This is a genomic window from Streptomyces sp. NPDC005799 (assembly GCF_040630525.1).
Taxonomy (GTDB): Bacteria; Actinomycetota; Actinomycetes; order Streptomycetales; family Streptomycetaceae; genus Streptomyces; species Streptomyces griseorubiginosus_B.
Window position 1 is genome coordinate 42,278 of the sequence record NZ_JBEXXQ010000056.1, and the last position, 16,979, is coordinate 59,256.

Annotated in this window: 18 protein-coding genes and 1 riboswitch; of the genes, 9 read left to right on the forward strand and 9 right to left on the reverse strand. The window is 71.5% G+C overall.

Going from position 1 to position 16,979, the window contains the following annotated elements; genetic code table 11:
* Positions 1 to 69: 69 nt before the first annotated feature.
* Positions 70 to 741, reverse strand: coding sequence for a phosphotransferase (locus ABZ453_RS39895; RefSeq protein WP_359023144.1), 672 nt, complete (start codon positions 739 to 741; stop codon positions 70 to 72).
* A gap of 86 nt (positions 742 to 827) precedes the next feature.
* Positions 828 to 905, forward strand: a riboswitch (cobalamin riboswitch).
* 131 nt (positions 906 to 1,036) lie between these two features.
* On the opposite strand from ABZ453_RS39895, the gene ABZ453_RS39900 reads away from it, so the two are divergent.
* The 6 genes from ABZ453_RS39900 to ABZ453_RS39925 all read left to right on the forward strand — a co-directional run bounded on the left by ABZ453_RS39900 (position 1,037) and on the right by ABZ453_RS39925 (position 7,321).
* On the forward strand, positions 1,037 to 2,287 hold the full coding sequence (locus tag ABZ453_RS39900; protein WP_359023146.1) for a prenyltransferase/squalene oxidase repeat-containing protein: 1,251 nt from the start codon (positions 1,037 to 1,039) through the stop codon (positions 2,285 to 2,287).
* Entirely contained in the window at positions 2,284 to 2,937 is a 654-nt protein-coding gene (locus ABZ453_RS39905; RefSeq protein ID WP_359023148.1) for an SCO2322 family protein, read from the forward strand. Before ABZ453_RS39900 ends, ABZ453_RS39905 begins: the two co-directional genes overlap by 4 nt.
* The gene (locus ABZ453_RS39910; RefSeq protein WP_359023150.1) at positions 2,927 to 4,075 is read left to right on the forward strand and encodes an energy-coupling factor transporter transmembrane component T; all 1,149 of its coding nucleotides are present in this window, start codon (positions 2,927 to 2,929) and stop codon (positions 4,073 to 4,075) included. The genes ABZ453_RS39905 and ABZ453_RS39910 overlap by 11 nt, the downstream gene beginning before the upstream one ends.
* The gene (locus ABZ453_RS39915; protein WP_359023152.1) at positions 4,072 to 5,826 is read left to right on the forward strand and encodes an ATP-binding cassette domain-containing protein; all 1,755 of its coding nucleotides are present in this window, start codon (positions 4,072 to 4,074) and stop codon (positions 5,824 to 5,826) included. Before ABZ453_RS39910 ends, ABZ453_RS39915 begins: the two co-directional genes overlap by 4 nt.
* Positions 5,823 to 6,626 (forward strand): ECF transporter S component, encoded by an 804-nt coding sequence (locus tag ABZ453_RS39920; RefSeq protein ID WP_359023154.1) that lies wholly within the window; start codon positions 5,823 to 5,825, stop codon positions 6,624 to 6,626. The genes ABZ453_RS39915 and ABZ453_RS39920 overlap by 4 nt, the downstream gene beginning before the upstream one ends.
* A gap of 278 nt (positions 6,627 to 6,904) precedes the next feature.
* Positions 6,905 to 7,321, forward strand: coding sequence for a transglycosylase SLT domain-containing protein (locus ABZ453_RS39925; RefSeq protein ID WP_359023156.1), 417 nt, complete (start codon positions 6,905 to 6,907; stop codon positions 7,319 to 7,321).
* Between the two features lie 32 nt (positions 7,322 to 7,353).
* On the opposite strand, the gene ABZ453_RS39930 is transcribed toward ABZ453_RS39925, so the two are convergent.
* Positions 7,354 to 8,598, reverse strand: coding sequence for an alpha/beta hydrolase (locus ABZ453_RS39930; protein ID WP_359023157.1), 1,245 nt, complete (start codon positions 8,596 to 8,598; stop codon positions 7,354 to 7,356).
* Between the two features lie 103 nt (positions 8,599 to 8,701).
* On the opposite strand from ABZ453_RS39930, the gene ABZ453_RS39935 reads away from it, so the two are divergent.
* Complete coding sequence (locus ABZ453_RS39935) at positions 8,702 to 9,400, forward strand: YoaK family protein (protein ID WP_359023159.1); 699 nt, start codon at positions 8,702 to 8,704, stop codon at positions 9,398 to 9,400.
* Between the two features lie 9 nt (positions 9,401 to 9,409).
* Here ABZ453_RS39935 and ABZ453_RS39940 read toward each other — a convergent pair whose 3' ends face one another.
* From ABZ453_RS39940 to ABZ453_RS39955, 4 genes are read right to left on the reverse strand one after another with little or no spacing between them, the layout of a single operon-like run.
* Positions 9,410 to 9,871, reverse strand: coding sequence for a pyridoxamine 5'-phosphate oxidase family protein (locus ABZ453_RS39940; RefSeq protein WP_359023161.1), 462 nt, complete (start codon positions 9,869 to 9,871; stop codon positions 9,410 to 9,412).
* Positions 9,868 to 10,332 (reverse strand): hypothetical protein, encoded by a 465-nt coding sequence (locus tag ABZ453_RS39945; protein WP_359023163.1) that lies wholly within the window; start codon positions 10,330 to 10,332, stop codon positions 9,868 to 9,870. The genes ABZ453_RS39940 and ABZ453_RS39945 overlap by 4 nt, the downstream gene beginning before the upstream one ends.
* A 48-nt stretch (positions 10,333 to 10,380) precedes the next feature.
* A complete protein-coding gene (locus ABZ453_RS39950) occupies positions 10,381 to 10,911 on the reverse strand; it encodes a GNAT family N-acetyltransferase (RefSeq protein ID WP_359023165.1) in 531 nt (176 codons plus the stop codon).
* A gap of 3 nt (positions 10,912 to 10,914) precedes the next feature.
* Entirely contained in the window at positions 10,915 to 11,337 is a 423-nt protein-coding gene (locus ABZ453_RS39955; protein WP_359023212.1) for an ATP-binding protein, read from the reverse strand.
* Here ABZ453_RS39955 and ABZ453_RS39960 point away from each other — a divergent pair.
* Positions 11,287 to 11,481 (forward strand): DUF397 domain-containing protein, encoded by a 195-nt coding sequence (locus tag ABZ453_RS39960; protein ID WP_359023214.1) that lies wholly within the window; start codon positions 11,287 to 11,289, stop codon positions 11,479 to 11,481. The genes ABZ453_RS39955 and ABZ453_RS39960 overlap by 51 nt on opposite strands.
* Here the strand turns inward: ABZ453_RS39960 and ABZ453_RS39965 are convergent.
* Positions 11,445 to 11,684, reverse strand: coding sequence for a hypothetical protein (locus ABZ453_RS39965; RefSeq protein WP_359023167.1), 240 nt, complete (start codon positions 11,682 to 11,684; stop codon positions 11,445 to 11,447). The two genes, ABZ453_RS39960 and ABZ453_RS39965, sit on opposite strands and share 37 nt — an antisense overlap.
* 33 nt (positions 11,685 to 11,717) lie before the next feature.
* Entirely contained in the window at positions 11,718 to 12,887 is a 1,170-nt protein-coding gene (locus ABZ453_RS39970; protein WP_359023169.1) for a steroid 3-ketoacyl-CoA thiolase, read from the reverse strand.
* Positions 12,888 to 13,118: 231 nt separating this feature from the next.
* On the opposite strand from ABZ453_RS39970, the gene ABZ453_RS39975 reads away from it, so the two are divergent.
* Positions 13,119 to 14,354, forward strand: a complete 1,236-nt coding sequence (locus ABZ453_RS39975) for a cytochrome P450 (protein WP_359023171.1) — start codon at positions 13,119 to 13,121, stop codon at positions 14,352 to 14,354.
* A 233-nt stretch (positions 14,355 to 14,587) separates the two neighbouring features.
* Here ABZ453_RS39975 and ABZ453_RS39980 read toward each other — a convergent pair whose 3' ends face one another.
* On the reverse strand, positions 14,588 to 16,633 hold the full coding sequence (locus ABZ453_RS39980) for a bifunctional glycosyltransferase 87/phosphatase PAP2 family protein (RefSeq protein WP_359023173.1): 2,046 nt from the start codon (positions 16,631 to 16,633) through the stop codon (positions 14,588 to 14,590).
* Positions 16,634 to 16,979 lie beyond the last annotated feature (346 nt).

Consider the following 16,979-nt stretch of genomic DNA (forward strand, 5'->3'; position numbering starts at 1 on the left):
GATCGAGTACGACCGGAAGATCGCCGCATTTGGTCGTTCCAGCACGAATCCCGACGGCTTCCGCTCACATCACAGTGCTCGAATCAAATCCTCCGCCGCACCGAGGAGTTCGACCTCCCGCCGGCTCATGACGGGCTGGGCCGCGCGTCGGCGCCGGGCCTCCGTCAGTCCGTCCTCGGTGAGATGGGAGGGGTCGGCGAGGAGGCCGGTCAGCACCTCGCGGGCGAGACCGGCGATCGGCTCCTCGCCCACGGCGACCTGGGCGAGGATGATCGCGGACATGCCCCAGTCCAGGCCGGGCAGGCCCACCTCGGCGTTGCTCCAGTCGATGACCCGAGGTCCGTCGGGGGTGAGCATCACGTTGTCGGGATGCAGATCGAGGTGCAGGACGCAGCCGCCGTTGTCCCATCCGGGAACGGCGTGCAACTGCCGCAACAGCCGCGCGAGCACAGCCCCTCCCTCGCGTGGCCTCATGACCCCATCCCCGAACGCCGCCAGCATCGTCGGCCCCGACAGCCGCTCCAACACCAGCTCGGTGCGGGTGGAATCGGCGAGGCGTACCCGGGGCACGGGATAGCCGTGCCCGCGCACATGCTCCATGACGGCCCCTTCGGCGAGGGCGTCCCCCCACCCCTCCCGGTTGCGCCGCAGCACCCATCCGGCGTCGAGCTCGTAGACGTCGGAGGTCCGCCCGGACCCGAGCAGCCTGCCGCCGCCACCGACCCTCCCCGTGATCCCCACGGCCAGGAACGTACCCCGCCCCACAGCCGCCGCTCAGGCGATTCCTACGGGCCGGTAGAGTGGCCGGGTCGCCATCACGCCCGTACAGGGGGAAGCCGGTGCAATTCCGGCGCTGACCCGCAACCGTCATCCGGCCGGACCCTGGCCGGTGAGCCGGACTGCCCTGTACGGACTCGTGACCGGCTCACGTGCGTCGGCAGTTCGCCGGCACACGGCACCGTCGAGGAATACGGGGCCGAGCCGCCGGGGTGTCCCGTGCTGCCCGGCTCCCTTCAGGGAGAGGCATCCGCCGATCATGAACGTCGTCAGCCGCTGCGCCGCGGCCCTGGCCGCCACGGTGGTGATCGGTACCGCGACCCCCGCGGTGGCCGCGCCGCCGTCTCCCTCGCCGAAGGTGGCGATACCCGACGGGTTGTACGGCACGGCGGATCCTACGTACGACGGGGTGTGGCGGCAGTCGCTGGCGTTGCTGGCGCAGAACGAGGTGGGCGTCGACCCCGCCGACAAGGCCGTTGCCTGGCTGGCCGGCCAGCAGTGCGCGAACGGCGCCTTCCCCGCCTTCCGCGCGGACACCGGCAAGCCCTGCGCGGCCAAGCTCGCGGTGGACACCAACAGCACGGCGGCCGCGGTACAGGCGCTCTCCACCCTCACCACCACGTACGACTCCCAGGTCGACAAGGCGGTCGCCTGGCTGAAGTCGGTACAGAACAAGGACGGCGGCTGGGGCTACTCCCCCGGCGGAGCCAGCGACGCGAACTCGACCTCTCTCGTGATCGGCGCGCTCGTACAGGCCGGCGTGACGGTGCCGAACCTCCGCAAGGACGGCAAGTCCCCGCTCGACGCCCTGGCCGAGCTGGCGCTGCCCTGCGGTGGCAAGGACGGTGGCGCCTTCGCCTACCAGCCGGACAAGAAGGGCGCCTTGACGGCCAACGCGGACGCCACCGCCGCGGCCGTGCTCGGGGCGTACGGCGACACGCTCGCGGGAAGCCCCCAGGACGACGCGGACGCGCCCAGGAGCTGTGTGAAAGCCACGGACGACGGCCTGGACACCGAGATCGGTGACAACGGCGCCGTATGGCTCGCCAGGACGCTGGCGAAGGACGGGTACCTCAAGTCCGTGCTGCCCGGGGCCGCGGACCAGCCCGACTACGGCAACACGGCCGACGCGGTCGTCGCCCTCGCCTCCGTGGGCCGCAACGACCAGGCCGCCGCATCTCTGCACTGGCTGGAGGGTCACGCCGGCAAGTGGGCGGAGCAGGGCGGCCCGGCCGCGTACGCCCAGCTCATCCTCGCGGCGAACGTCGTCCAGGGTGGGGACGCCCATCACTTCGGTGGCAAGGACCTGGTCACCCTGCTCAACGCGACGGGACCCGCCCCCCGAGCGATCAACAAGCTGCCTGCCAAGGCAACCCCTTCGCACGGCCCCAAGGCGTCCGACGACAACGACGGCTCCCTGCCCGTCGGCTGGACCGTGGGTGGCGGTCTGCTGCTGGGCGCGCTCATCGGCTTCGCGCTGATGCTCCGTGGCAGGAAGCGACAGTCATGAAACGCCGGTACGCGGCCCTGCTCCCCGCCCTGCTGCCACTCCTGCTCCTCGCCCCCACGCAGGCCCAGGCCACCGGATACCGCTACTGGTCCTTCTGGACCCGCACCGCCACGCACTGGGCCTACGCCACCCAGGGCCCCTCCACCGACCGTCCCGCCGACGGTGACGTCCAGGGGTTCCGTTTCTCCGTGAGCGAGGACTCCAGCGACGCGGCGACCCCCCGGGGGACCGCCGACTTCGCGACGATCTGCGCGAAGACACCGGCGCGGGACGGCAGGAAGCGGGTGGCTCTGCTCATCGACTTCGGCACTCGCGCGGACGCGCCGTCCGGCGAGACCCCGCCCCCCACCCGCACGGCCTGCGCCCAGGTGTCGCCCGACGCGACGACGGCGGAGGCCCTGGCCACGGTGGCGAAGCCACTCCGCTACGACACCAACGCCCTGCTCTGCGCGATCGCCGGCTACCCGGAGAAGGGCTGCGGGGAGCAAGTGGCGGCCGGGAAGAAGTCGCAGACTGCCACGAAGGAGAAGGAGGGGGAGAAGAAGGGGAGTGACGGTCCCTCGGTGGGGCTGTGGACGGGCGCGGCGGTCGTGGCCGTGCTGGGCACGGCAGCGGTGTGGCAGGCGAGGCGGCGCAGGCATGTCCGGTAGCAGGGCACAGCCGGAGAGCAGTCACATCGCCGAGGCGGCTCCCCCGCCGAGGTGGGGCAGCACCCCGCGCCCCGCGCACCCCACCCCCCTGCACCCCGGCGCCTGGTGGCTCTGGGCCATCGGGCTCGGTACCGCCGCCACCCGCACCACCAACCCCCTCCTTCTCACCCTGCTCATCGCCACGTCCGCCTACGTCGTGGCGACGTGCCGCCCCGCCTCCCCCGCCGCCCGTTCCTACTCCGCCTTCCTCAAGCTCGCCCTCGCCGTCCTCCTCATCCGGCTCACCTTCGCGACGGTCCTCGGCTCCCCGATCCCCGGCACCCACACCCTCGTCACCCTCCCCGAACTCCCCCTCCCCCACTGGGCCCAGGGCATCCGCATAGGCGGCGAGGTCACCGCCGAGTCCGTCCTCTTCGCCCTCTACGACGCCCTGAGACTCGCCGCCCTCCTCATCTGCGTCGGCGCCGCGAACGCCCTCGCCAACCCCGCCCGCCTCCTCAAGTCCCTGCCCGGCGCCCTGTACGAAGCCGGCGTGGCCGTCGTCGTCGCCCTCACCTTCACCCCCAACCTCATCGCCGACGTCCACCGCCTGGGCGCCGCCCGTCGTCTGCGCGGCCGCTCCGACAGAGGCATCCGGGGCCTCCTCCACGTCGGGCTCCCGGTCCTGGAGGGCGCGTTGGAACGCTCCGTCGCCCTCGCCGCCGCCATGGACGCCCGCGGTTACGGCCGTACCGCCGCCGTTCCCGCCCCCGTACGCCGTACGACCACCGCCCTCACCCTCGGCGGCCTGCTCGGCGTGTGCGCCGGAACGTACGGTCTCCTCACCGCCGAAGCCGGCACCTACGGCCTCCCCCTCCTCCTCGCCGGCCTCACCGCGGCCCTGGCCGGTCTGCGCCTCGGCGGCCGCCGCAGCCCGCGTACCCGTTACCGGCCCGCCCGTTGGGACCTCCGCGCCGGGCTGGTCGCCTGCTCCGGCGCCGCGGTGGCCGCCCTCCTCACCCTCGCCGCGTCCACCGACCCCGCCGCGCTCCACCCCGGCGTCGTCCCGCTGACCTCCCCCACGCTCCCCCTCTGGCCCGCCGCGGCCGTCCTCCTCGGCCTCCTCCCCTCCCTCCTCGCTCCCAAGGAACCGTCATGATCCGCTTCGAGAACGTCTCCGTGACGTACGACGGCGCGACCGAACCGACCGTCCAGGGCGTGGACTTCGAGGTCCCGGAAGGTGAACTCGTCCTCCTGGTCGGCCCGTCCGGCACCGGCAAATCGACCATCCTCAACGCGGTCAGCGGCCTGGTCCCCCACTTCACCGGCGGCACCCTCCGCGGCCGGGTCACCGTGGCGGGCCGCGACACGCGCACGCACAAGCCGCGCGAACTCGCGGATGTGGTCGGCACGGTGGGGCAGGACCCGCTGTCCCACTTCGTGACGGACACGGTCGAGGACGAACTCGCCTACGGCATGGAGTCGTTGGGTCTCCCGGCCGAGGTGATGCGCCGCCGCGTCGAGGAAACCCTCGACCTCCTGGGGCTCGCCGACCTCCGCGCCCGCCCCATCTCCACGCTCTCCGGCGGCCAACAGCAACGCGTGGCCATCGGCTCGGTCCTCACCCCGCACCCCAAGGCGCTGGTCCTCGACGAACCGACCTCGGCGCTGGACCCGGCAGCGGCGGAGGAGGTCCTGGCGGTCCTCCAACGACTGGTCCACGACCTCGGCACCACGGTCCTCCTGGCCGAACACCGCCTGGAACGGGTCATCCAGTACGCCGACCAGGTGGTGGTCCTCCCGGCCCTGGGCTCCCCACCCCAACTCGGCACCCCGGCCGAGATGATGGCGACCTCCCCGGTCTACCCACCGGTGGTGGAACTGGGCCGCCTGGCAGGGTGGACCCCCCTGCCCCTGACGGTGAGAGACGCCCGCCGCCAGGCAACCGACCTACGCGACCGCCTGGCAGGACCAACGCACAGCCCCACCGCAGCCGACTCCGTGCCGTCTGCGGCAACAGACCGCACCCCGCCGGCGCGGGCAAGCGAAACGCCCCCGGCCCCAGCCCCCACCCACCGCCGCCTGCCCTTCCTCCGCGACCGCACCCGCAAAGCCCCCACCACCTCGACAACACCCCCCGCCCACCTCCAAGCCGTAACAGTCACCCGCTCCCACACCCGAGCCCTCCACCAGGCCACCCTCACCATCACCCCCGGCGAGACCATCGCCGTGATGGGCCGCAACGGCGCGGGAAAGTCCACCCTCCTCAACACCCTCGTCGGCCTGCTCGAACCCTCCACCGGTACGGTCCGCGTCTCCGGCCTCACCCCCCACCGCACCGCACCCCCCACCCTCGTCCACCACGTGGGCCTGGTCCCCCAGGACCCCCGCGACCTCCTCTACACCGACACCGTCGCCGCGGAGTGCGCGGCCGCCGACCAGGACGCCCGAGCGGTCCCCGGCACCTGCCGCGCCCTCCTCTCCGACCTGCTCCCGGGCATCCCGGACGCCACCCACCCCCGCGACCTCTCCGAGGGCCAGCGCCTCACCCTCGCGCTCGCCGTCGTCCTCACCGCCCGCCCGCCCCTGCTCCTCCTCGACGAACCGACCCGCGGCCTGGACTACGCGGCGAAGACCCGTCTCGTCACCCACCTCCGCGCCCTCGCCGCCGAGGGCCACGCGATCGTCCTGGCCACCCATGACGTCGAACTGGCCGCCGAACTCGCCCACCGAGTGATCCTGCTCGCGGACGGCGAGGTCATCGCCGACGGCCCGACCGTGGACATCGTCGTGTCCTCCCCGTCCTTCGCCCCGCAGGTGACCAAGATCCTCGCCCCGCAGAAATGGCTCACGGTCACCCAGGTGAGAGACGCCCTGACAGGCGCCCAGGCGAGAGACGCGCGGCCATGACGAACGCCATCCGCCTCGGCCCCCGCTCCCTCACCGCCCTCGCCCTCACCTCCACCGTCGGCGTCGTCGCCTTCGGCTGGCCCTTCCTCGCGCCGCCGGACTCCACGCTCGCCGCCCACGCCCAGGACGCCCCCTGGCTCTTCGCCGGTCTGCTGATCCTGCTCGTCGCCGTCGTGGCCGCGACCATCGCCGAGTCCGGCCTCGGTCCGAAGGCCGTCGCCATGCTCGGCGTCCTCGCCGCGACCGGCGCCGCCCTGCGCCCCCTCGGCGCCGGAACCGCCGGCATCGAGCCGATGTTCTTCCTGCTGCTGCTCAGCGGCCGCGTCCTGGGCCCCGGCTTCGGCTTCACCCTGGGCTCGCTGACGATGTTCGCGTCGGCCCTGCTGACCGGCGGCGTCGGCCCCTGGCTGCCGTTCCAGATGCTGGCGATGGGCTGGTTCACGATGGGCGCGGGACTGCTGCCGGGCCCGGACCGCCTCCGGGACCGTACCGAACTCGCCCTGCTCTCGGCGTACGGCTTCCTCGCCGCCCTCGCCTACGGCACCGTCATGAACCTCGCCGGCTGGCCGTTCATGGGCGCCCTGGCCTCGGGCATCGCCTTCGACCCGCACGCGGCCGTCCCCGCCAACCTGGCCCGCTTCGTCGCGTACTGTCTGGCCACCTCCCTCGGCTGGGACCTGGGCCGCGCGCTCGTCACCGTCGTCCTCACGCTCGCCCTGGGTCCGGCCGTGCTCAAGGCGCTACGCAGAGCCACCCGCCGGGCCGCCTTCGAGACCGCCGTCACATTCAAGAGCGGTTGAGCGGTGAACCGAACCACATGACTCAGATCACTCACTACCCTACCTAGTAGGGCATATCGGACGCCATGGGCATGCCATAACCGCCTCCGACCTGCACATTGAGAGCCGGGTCACAGGAAGCACGTACCCCCCAGATGCGACCACAACTAGTAAAAGGGGTCATTGCAGACACCTTCCGAGCCTGTTTCTCTGGACGACGTCGCACGGCGCCGACAAGCCCCCGGGCCTCGGCGCCGACGCATGACCGCGACTCCCTGTCCCCGAAGAAAAGGTTCCTCGTGTTCGTCTCCCGCCTCGCCCGCCGCATCTCTCCGAAGAAGGCCCTCGCCTCCGCCGCCGTGGCCGCCGCCACCACCGGCATGGTGCTGACCGCGGCGCCCGCCCACGCCGCGAGTGCCGACTCCGTGACCCAGGCCAAGGCGATCGCGCACAGGATGATCCCGAACGCCGCCCAGTACAACGCCTTCAACAACATCGTCGCCCACGAGAGCGGCTGGAACGTCACCGCGACCAACTCCTCCTCCGGCGCCTACGGCCTGGTCCAGGCCCTGCCGGGCTCGAAGATGGCCTCGGCCGGCTCGGACTGGAAGACCAGCGCCAAGACCCAGATCGAGTGGGGTCTGCAGTACATGAACTCCCGCTACGGCAGCCCCGCCGGCGCCTGGGCCTTCTGGCAGGCCAATGGCTGGTACTGATCAGCCCGAGCCGGTGGCCGCGGCCGGTCCGGCTAGTCCGGCACGCCGTCGAAGTACCGCACCACCTGGGGCGCCGACACCGCGAACGACCCGAAGTGGTCCACGGCACCCTGATCGACGACCCGCACCCTCGCTCCCTGACCTGCGAGGGTGCGGGCGCATGTACGGGCATTGCCGATGGGCACGTCGGTGTCCTTGTCCCCGGCGTACAGCCGCACTGGGACCGATGGTTTCCAGTCACAGGTGTGGTCGGCCGCGCGCATCGCGGTGAGCAGGGCGCCGGTGGGGTGCTGGAGACGCTCGTAGGCGGCGGGCGTGAGCAGCTGCTTCACCGTCGGCGCCAGCTGAGCGAGCACATCGTCCTCCTCGTGGTCTCCGTCGTAGAGGGACTCGACGCGGTCGGCATAGGGCTCGCGGAACACCTCGCCGGGGGTGTCGTAGAGGTGGTGCAGACGGTTCTGGGCCACCAGCCAGTACGAGATGTAGAGGACACCGCTGGTGTCGTTGACCCGGCCGTCGAACAGGGCCGGCATCTCCGTGCCCTCCAGGTCGTACGGGCCGCTGATCGGGGCGAGCGCCTTCAGACGGAAGTGCTGGTCGGCGCCCTGCGACAGGGCCTTCCCCAGCGCCATCGCCACCTGGCCGCCCTGCGAGAAGCCGGTCGCGTAGAGGTTGCCGTCGAGCGGACGGCCGAGCCCCGCCGCGGCCGTCCGGGCCGCGCGCAGCATGTCGAGGGTGGCCGTGACGGAGGACCCGGTGTCCATGTACGGATGCAGGCCCGGCCCCTCACCGAGGCCCAGATAGTCGGGCGCCGCGACCGCGCGTCCCGCGCTCGCGTTCAGATACGACGGCACCCGGTTGAGGTCCTCGCTCGCCGAGGGCGCGTCGGTGCGCTTGACCATGGTGCCGTGCGTGTCGGACACGACGTCGAGGCGGTGCGCCCCGCCCGTGGGGAGGGTGAGCAGGCCGGTCGCGGTGGTCGGTTTCCCGTACGGGTCCACCGTGCGGTACGTCAGCCGGTACGCCCGTACGCCGTACCGCACCGAGTCCGCGACGATGTCCCGCTCCTTCATGTACCGCCGCACCTGCCCGGCGTCATAGCGGGCGAGCGGCGTGACGGCGACCAGCTCGCCCCGCCGGACATGCTGCTGCCCACCGGCGACCGCCGCCGGGGCGACCGCAAGCCCGGCGAGCAGCAGGGCCGCCACTCCGGCGAGCCCCCGCCGGGTACGCCAACTGGTCCGATTTTCCTGTGATTTGCGTGTCTCATCACTCATGTCCCCGACGCTACGGACGTACGCTTCGCGTCGACATCCGAGAGTCCCCCGCGCCCATGGTGCACTTGGGTGCACCCCGCCCGTCCGGCCGACCGGAGCCATCATGAGCGAGCAGAGCACGCAGCCACAGAAACGGACGGACGAGCGCGAGGCGCGCGGACTGCGGCTCGTGGTCGTCCTGTTGGGGCTGACCGTGGTCAGCGGGCTGATCGACGCGGTGAGTTATCTGGGGCTCGGCCATGTCTTCACCGCCAACATGACCGGGAACGTCGTCGTCCTCGGGTTCGCGGCGGCCGGGGCGCCCGGCTTTTCCGTGCCGCACACCGCCACCTCGCTGGTGTTCTTCCTGCTCGGCGCGGTGGCCGGCGGGCGGGTCGCGCGGTGGCGGGGTGAGGGCTCGCGCCGTGCCTGGGCGCGGCTCACCCTCGCCGCGGAGGCGGTGCTGGTCGGCGCCTCCGCCGCCGTCGCGTTCGCCGCGCCGCACGCCACCGCCACCGTCTACGCCGTGATCGCCCTCACGGCCTTCGCGATGGGTCTGCGCAACGCCACCGTCCGCAAGCTCGGCATCGCCGACCTGACGACGACCGTCCTGACCATGACCCTCACCGGTCTCGCCTCCGACTCCCGCGCGGGCGGCGGCTCGGGCCGGCGCTCACCGCGCCGCAGCGCCTCGGTGGTCGCGATGGCGGCGGGCGCCTGCCTGGGCGCGTGGCTGGTCCTCCACCACGACCTGGGCATCCCGCTGCTGGTCGCGGCGCTCACGGCGGGGGTGCTGGCGGTGGTGGCGTCGGGCCGGGAGTAACCGGACAGGTCAGCGGAGGTCCACCGGGATCCGGTGGTCCGGTCGGCCGTCCTTGGCCAGGATCCAGTGCTCGTCGGCGACGGCGCGGTACAGCCGCATCCCGGAGTCGCCCCGTACGTCGGCCGGCGTCCAGGCCCTCCCTCCGTGCTCCAGCGAGCGGCGGGAGAAGACCTCCATCGCGCGCCCGGCCGCCTCCGCGTCGACCACCTCCGCTGCCACGGCCGCCATGTACACCCCCTGCCCGGTCCCGATGGCCGCCGACGAGTCGAACACCGAGATCCCCACCTGCGGCCGTACCGCGATGTTGTGGGAGTGCCGGGCGTCGGGCGAGGAGATCCAGAAGAAGGTACGGCAGTCGTCGTGCGCGAAGTAGATCGGCGAGCTCCAGGGGCGCCCGTCGGCGTCGGCGGTGGCGAGCACCAGGTACAGGGCGCTGTCGACGATCTCGCGTACGGTCCCAGCCCCACTCATCGGCCCCTCCGGCGGTAGGTGAGGCCGAAGTCCCGCTCCCACTCGCCCGAACCGTCCGCCGGGCCCCTCTCCCAGGCGCCCGAGATGGTGTCACCGTCCTCGCCGAGCCGCCCGACGTACCGCTGCCGGAAGGCGAGCGGTGTGAAGTCCGGCTTCTCGCGCAGCAGCTGCCATACCCCGTCGGCCAAGGTCATGGCGTACACGCGTACGACGCCCCGGGAGTCGTAGTAGTGCTGGGTGTAACCGCCCGTCTCCGGGTCCACGGAGATCACCGACATGCTGGCCGGCGCCGGGCTCGGCGCCTCGCTGCGCTGGACGAGGAACCGCCCGTCCAGCGTCCACTCGAAGACGCAGCGCCCTGGAGGCGTCTCCAGCCCCGGGAAATCGGCTTCCATCACCCACTCACCGACCAGGACGTCCAGCCGCCGTTCCAGGGCTTCCCGCTCTGCCGTCGCGACCACCGCGACCACCTCCTCAACCAAGAGGAAGACACCACCGGCCGACAAAACTCATCGGTCGGCGAGGGTGCTGAGCCGGGCCGTGCGCAGGCCGGTCTCCGCCGGATGCCGGGTTCGGTTGCCGATCGTGTCGCCCGTCGTCTCCCGGGGCGCACCGATCTCGAACCCCAGACTGCGCAGAAACCCCAGCCCCGGCTCCCATGCCGACGGGCAGATGGCCGTCACGGTCCGCATCCCCCGCCCCGCCGCCTCCTCGATCAGCCGTCGCGCGACACCCGTACCGACCCCCGCGCGCCGCACGTCCGGGGCGACGAGAAACAGCCCGGCCGAACAGCTCGCCGCGTCCGGATGCCGGTCCACGAGATCGACGAGACCGACGATCTCCTCGCCCCGGCACAGCACCAGCAGCCGCTTCTGGTCGACATCGGCGCCCTCGGGGAGCGCGTAGTACAGGCTCTGTACGTCCGCCGCGAGCGCCGGCGCCCCGGTCGCCGCGACGAAGTAGTCCTCGCACGCCGCGAACAGCCGGGCCACGCCCGCCTCGTCCTCCGGCGCCAGCTCCCTGACCTCGATCTCGTCCATGCCTCACGAGTATCCCGAGATCTCGAACCACACCGTCTTCCCGCCCCCGGGCGCGGGCGCCACACCCCACTTGTCGACCACGGCATCCAGGAGCAGCAGTCCTCGTCCGCTCTCCCCATCCTCTCCCAACTCGCCGAGTTTGCATGGAGGTTGATGGCTCCCGTCGGACACCTCCACCCGGATGCCCGCCGTCTGCCGCAGCACCAGCAGCACACAGCGGCGGTCCGGCACATGCCGTACGACGTTGGCGACCAGCTCGGTCACGGCCAGCTCGACGGAGTCGGTCAGCTCCGGCATGCCCCACTCCGCCAGCAACGAGCGGACGATACGGCGGATGTGACGGGCCGAATGCTCGCTCGCGGTGAGGCAGAGCCGGTGATCACGCGAGAGGTCTGCACGCGTAAGTCCAGCTACAGCAGCGACCAGGGCGGCGAGTGCCTCGAGGTCGCCGAACTGCCAGAGGCCACCGTGGCCGTACGCGACTCCAAGAACCCCGCCGGGCCGGCGCTGGCGTTCCGGCCCGACGCGTTTCGTCAGTTCGTTTCCTGGGCCGGTGCCATCCCCGCCTGACGGCGGGATCTCCACTCTCTTCGGGCGAAGAAGAAGCGCAGGACGCCGACGGCCAGGAACATCAGGCCTATTCCGCCCCGGGCCAGGCCTCCGTCCGTGAAGAACCAGTAGAAGGCCAGGCCGGCGAAGAACGCGCAGATGGCGATGACGAGCGGCTCGCGGATGTAGAAGGGCAGGATGCGGAGGATCAGGTTGATCAGCATCGGGCAAGAAGACCAGCCGGGTCCCCCGCCTGTCTACAGCCTTTGAAGGATCGTGCCGGTGGCGAGTCCACCGCCCGCGCACATGGTGATGAGCGCGAACTCCTTGTCGGTGCGCTCCAGTTCGTGGAGGGCCGTCGTGATGAGGCGGGCCCCGGTGGCGCCCACCGGGTGCCCGAGGGCGATCGCTCCGCCGTTGACGTTGACCTTCTCCAGGTCCTGCTCGAAGACCTGCGCCCAGCTCAACACCACCGACGCGAACGCCTCGTTGATCTCGACGATGTCGATGTCCTTCAGCGTCATGCCGGCCTTGCCAAGCACCGCGCGCGTCGCGTCGATGGGGCCGTCGAGGTGGAAGTGCGGGTCGGCGCCGACCAGTGCCTGCGCCACGATCCGCGCCCGGGGACGCAGTTTCAGGGCTCGCGCCATGCGCTTGGAGGCCCACATGATGGCCGCCGCGCCGTCGCTGATCTGCGAGGAGTTGCCCGCGGTGTGGATCGCGGTGGGCATGACCGATTTCAGGCCGGCCAGGGCTTCCATCGACGTGTCGCGCAGCCCCTCGTCGCGGTCGACGAGCCGCCACATGCCCTGTCCGGCGCGCTGCTCGTCCTCGGTGGTGGGCACCTGGACGGCGAAGGTCTCCTTCTTGAAGCGTTCCTCGGCCCAGGCGATCGCCGCCCGCTCCTGCGAGATGAGGCCGAGCGAGTCGACGTTCTCGCGGGTCAGGCCGCGGTGTCGGGCGATGCGTTCCGCCGCCTCGAACTGGTTGGGGAGGTCGACGTTCCACTCGTCGGGGAACGGCTTCCCGGGGCCGTGCTTGGATCCCGACCCCAGCGGCACCCGTGACATCGCCTCGACGCCGCAGCTGATGCCGACGTCGATGACGCCGGCCGCGACCATGTTGGCCACCATGTGCGAGGCCTGCTGCGAGGAGCCGCACTGGCAGTCGACGGTCGTCGCGGCGGTCTCGTACGGCAGGCCCACGGTCAGCCACGCCGTGCGCGCGGGGTTCATGGACTGCTCGCCGGCGTGGGTCACCGTGCCGCCGACGATCTGCTCGACCGCGTCGGCGGGGATGCCGGTGCGGCCCAGGAGTTCACGGTAGGTCTCGCCCAGGAGATAGGCGGGGTGCAGGTTGGCGAGCGCTCCGCCGCGCCTGCCGATCGGGGTGCGTACGGCTTCGACGATCACGGGTTCCGCGGCCATGGGGGATCCTCTCCTCCGGTACCCGCGCGGCGCGGGGGCGTCCCGGCCGGCCCCGCCACGCTGAACTAGTACGTGTTCTAGTTCTGAGTGCAGTCTGCTGACAGGGCGCCCCCAACCGCAAGGGTCGTGCACACAATTCGGGGTGCCGTACCCCTTGCCTCTTGTAGAACCCGTTACTACCTTCACGGCAAACCTGATGGTCCGTCAGAACACCGGCTGGAGTGAGTCCCCATGCCCTGTCCAGCTCTTCCCGACGGGTTCGACTTCACCGACCCCGATCTGCTGCACGCCCGTGTGCCCCTGCCGGAGTTCGCCGAGCTGCGCCGGGCCGAACCCGTCCGCTGGATCCCCCAGCCGGGCAACGTCGCCGGTTTCCAGGACGAGGGGTACTGGGCCGTCACCCGGCACGCGCACGTCAAGTACGTCTCGACGCACCCCGAGTTGTTCTCCTCGTACCTCAACACGGCGATCATCCGCTTCCACGAGAACATGCAGCGCGAGGCGATCGACGCCCAACGGCTGATCCTGCTCAACATGGACCCGCCGGAGCACACCCGGGTGCGCCAGATCGTGCAGCGCATCTTCACGCCCCGGGCCATCCGGGCGCTGGAGGAACGGCTGCACGAGCGCGCGCGGACCATCGCCGCGCAGGCCCGCGAACGCTCCGGCCCCTTCGACTTCGTCACCGACGTCGCCTGCGAACTGCCCCTCCAGGCCATCGCCGAGCTCATCGGCATCCCGCAGGACGACCGGGCGAAGATCTTCGACTGGTCCAACAAGATGATCTCGTACGACGACCCGGAGTACGCGATCACCGAGGAGATCGGCGCCCAGTCGGCCGCCGAGCTGATCGCGTACGCGATGAACATGGCGGCGGAGCGCAAGCAGTGCCCGGCGAAGGACATCGTGACCACGCTGGTGGCGGCGGAGGACGAGGGGAACCTGAACTCCGACGAGTTCGGCTTCTTCGTGCTGATGCTGTCCGTCGCGGGCAACGAGACGACCCGCAACGCCATCACCCACGGCATGCACGCCTTCCTCACCCATCCCGAGGCGTGGGAGCTGTACAAGAGGGAGCGGCCGGAGACGGCGGCCGAGGAGATCGTGCGGTGGGCGACCCCGGTCAACGCCTTCCAGCGCACCGCGACCCAGGACGTGGAGCTGGGCGGCAAGCAGATCAGGAAGGGCGACCGGGTCGGCATCTTCTACGCGGCCGCCAACCACGACCCCGAGGTCTTCACCGACCCCGACACCTTCGACATCCTGCGCGACCCCAATCCCCACCTCGGCTTCGGCGGCGGAGGCCCGCACTACTGCCTCGGCAAGTCGCTGGCGGTCCTGGAGATCGACCTGATCTTCAACGCCATCGCCGACGCCCTGCCGGACCTGACCCTGGTCGAGGATCCGAACCGGCTGCGTTCCTCGTGGATCAACGGCGTCAAGCACCTTCAGGTGCGGGCGGGTTGACGATCTCGGGCCGGCGGCGTCCCGGAGCCGCCGGCCCGTCCCGCGGATCTCGAGGGAGGCAGGAACATCCCCCCCTACGCCCCGTTCCTGCCTCCCCCGAGGGCCGCGGCGCGGATCGTGGACGAGGTCAGCGGGACGTCCCACCGAAAGCCCCTACACATCAGCGTCCATGCCTGGGCCGTGGACCGCGGGTCGCCCCGTACGGCCCACGCGTGCCGGCCCACGCGCCTCCGTCAGCTCGGTGCCGGCTCCTTGGCCTCCCGGGGCTTCTCGCTGACCGCCGCCGCCGCGGCGAACCGCGCCCGCGGTCCCTGCAGCAGATACGTCAGCCCGAAACCGGCGCCGACGACGGCTGCGCCGCCCACCGCGTCCAGCACCCAGTGGTTGCCGGTCGCGACGATCGCGGAGACCGTGAAGAACGGGTGCAGCAGGCCGAGCGCCTTCATCCACCACTTCGGCGCCATGACCGCGATCACCACTCCGCACCACAGCGACCACCCGAAGTGCAGCGAGGGCATCGCCGCGTACTGGTTGGTGAGGGCGGTCAGGGTGCCGTAGTCCGGCTTGGAGAAGTCCTGGACGCCGTGGACGGTGTCGATGATGCCCAGGCCGGGCAGGAGGCGCGGCGGGGCGAGGGGGTAGAGCCAGAAGCCGACCAGGGCGAGGAGGGTGGCGAAGCCGAGGGCCGAGCGGGCCCAGCGGTAGTCCACCGGGCGGCGCCAGTACAGGACGGCGAGGACGGTCAGCGGCACCACGAAGTGGAACGACTCGTAGTAGAAGCCGAAGAAACCGCGCAGCCAGTCGATCTTGGCGACCGCGTGGTTGACGGTGTACTCGACGTCGATGTGCAGGAACCGCTCGATGTCGAGGATCTGGTGTCCGTGCGCCTCGGCCCGTGACCGCCCGCCCGCGTTGGTGCCGCCGGTCGCCGCGAGTCTGACCTTCTGGTAGGCGGCGTAGGTGACGCGGATCAGGAGCAGTTCGAGCAGGAGGTTCGGGCGGGAGAGCACCCGGCGCAGCTGGGGCACCAGCGGCACGTGCTTCAGCCGCGCCGGGACCGGCTCCGCGTACTTCGTGGGGACCGGCGCCTGGTAGTACGGCGAGGTGCGCGACAGGAACGGGACCACGGTCGCCGCGGCGAGGGCCGCGAGCAGGACGACATTGTCGCGCAGGGGGTCCATCGCGGACATGTTCGGCAGCATCATCTTCGCGGGCAGCGTCATCACCAGGACGACGGCGACCGGCCAGACGTACCGGTCCGAGGCCCGCTCGCCGACCCGACCGACGACCGCGAGCAGCACCCACAGCAGCTGGTGCTGCCAGGTGGTCGGGGACACGGCGATCGCCGCACACCCGGTGACGGCGACGGCGAGCAGCAGCTGGCCGTCGCGGGCGTAGCGGACGGCTCGGCGGACGCCGAGAACGGCGACGGCGGTGCCGAGCGCGAAGAAGAGGGCGATCTCCAGGGGACCGGTGAGGCCGAGGCGGAGCAGGGCGCCGTGCAGGGACTGGTTGGCGAGGTCGTCGGCCTTGCCGCCCAGGCCGGTGCCGGCCATGTGGTGCACCCAGTAGGTGTACGAGTCGTGCGGCAGCGCCGCCCAGGCCAGCGCGGTCGCCGCGGCGAAGGTGAGAGCGGTGGAGACGGCGGCCCGGCGGCGGCCGGTGAACCACAGCAGCGGGGCGAAGAGCAGCACGGTCGGCTGGAGGGCGGCGGCGAGGCCGATCAGCAGGCCGCTGGCGCGCTCACCCCGGACGACGAAGCAGCCGACCAGCACGAGCAGCACCGGCAGGATGCTGATCTGCCCGAGCCACAGGGCGTTGCGCACCGGCAGGGAGAGCATCAGCAGGCTGATCGCGACCGGCGCGGCGAGCTGGGAGGTGCGGCGGCTGACGGGCTGGGGCAGTGCGCGGGCGGCGACCAGGCCGAGGGCGACCACCAGCAGCAGCGTGCCGAAGGTCCAGCCCCAGCCGAGCGCCTGTTCAGCCGCGCGGGTGAGCGGCTTGAGGACGAGACCGCCGAAGGGGGTGCCGGTGAACTGCGTGGAGTCGTACAGCGACCCCTTGACGTGCAGGACGCCGTTCGGGCCGACCCAGGTCTCCAGATCCGTCAGCCGCTCGCCCCTGGGCGTGCTGAGGACGACGGCCATCTGCCGGACGGCGAGGACCGCCGCGACCAGCCACAGGCCCAGGCGGGCCGCGCGCAGGCGTCCCCTGACCGCCTCGGCAGCCGTCGCCTTGAAGGCTTCCGCCGGTCGCCCGCCATGCTCCACGTTCGCCACGCCTCGTCGGCCTCCCGCCCCATTGTGTTTCTTTCAGCCCCCAGAGGAAGACGCAGGCTACCCCGGCTTCACCTGTCGTCCGGCCTCCTTTTGTCTGGATGACGATAGTCCGCGGGGGGTGGGGTTGCCTCCGGGGGTAGCGAGATGGATCACAGGTAAAGCCCACGGAAAGCTCTCGGCGGCGGGCAGACGCCCCTGCGTAGGCGGCATTTAGGTGCACAGTGCAACGACTTCGGTACGACCCGTGAGGGCGACAAGTGCGCCTATGGTCGCTTTTCGGCCTGCCGCCAGCGCTGCCGCGTGGGCCCTGCCGCTGTCCCCAACGAAAGGCAGGCGAGCGAAGTCT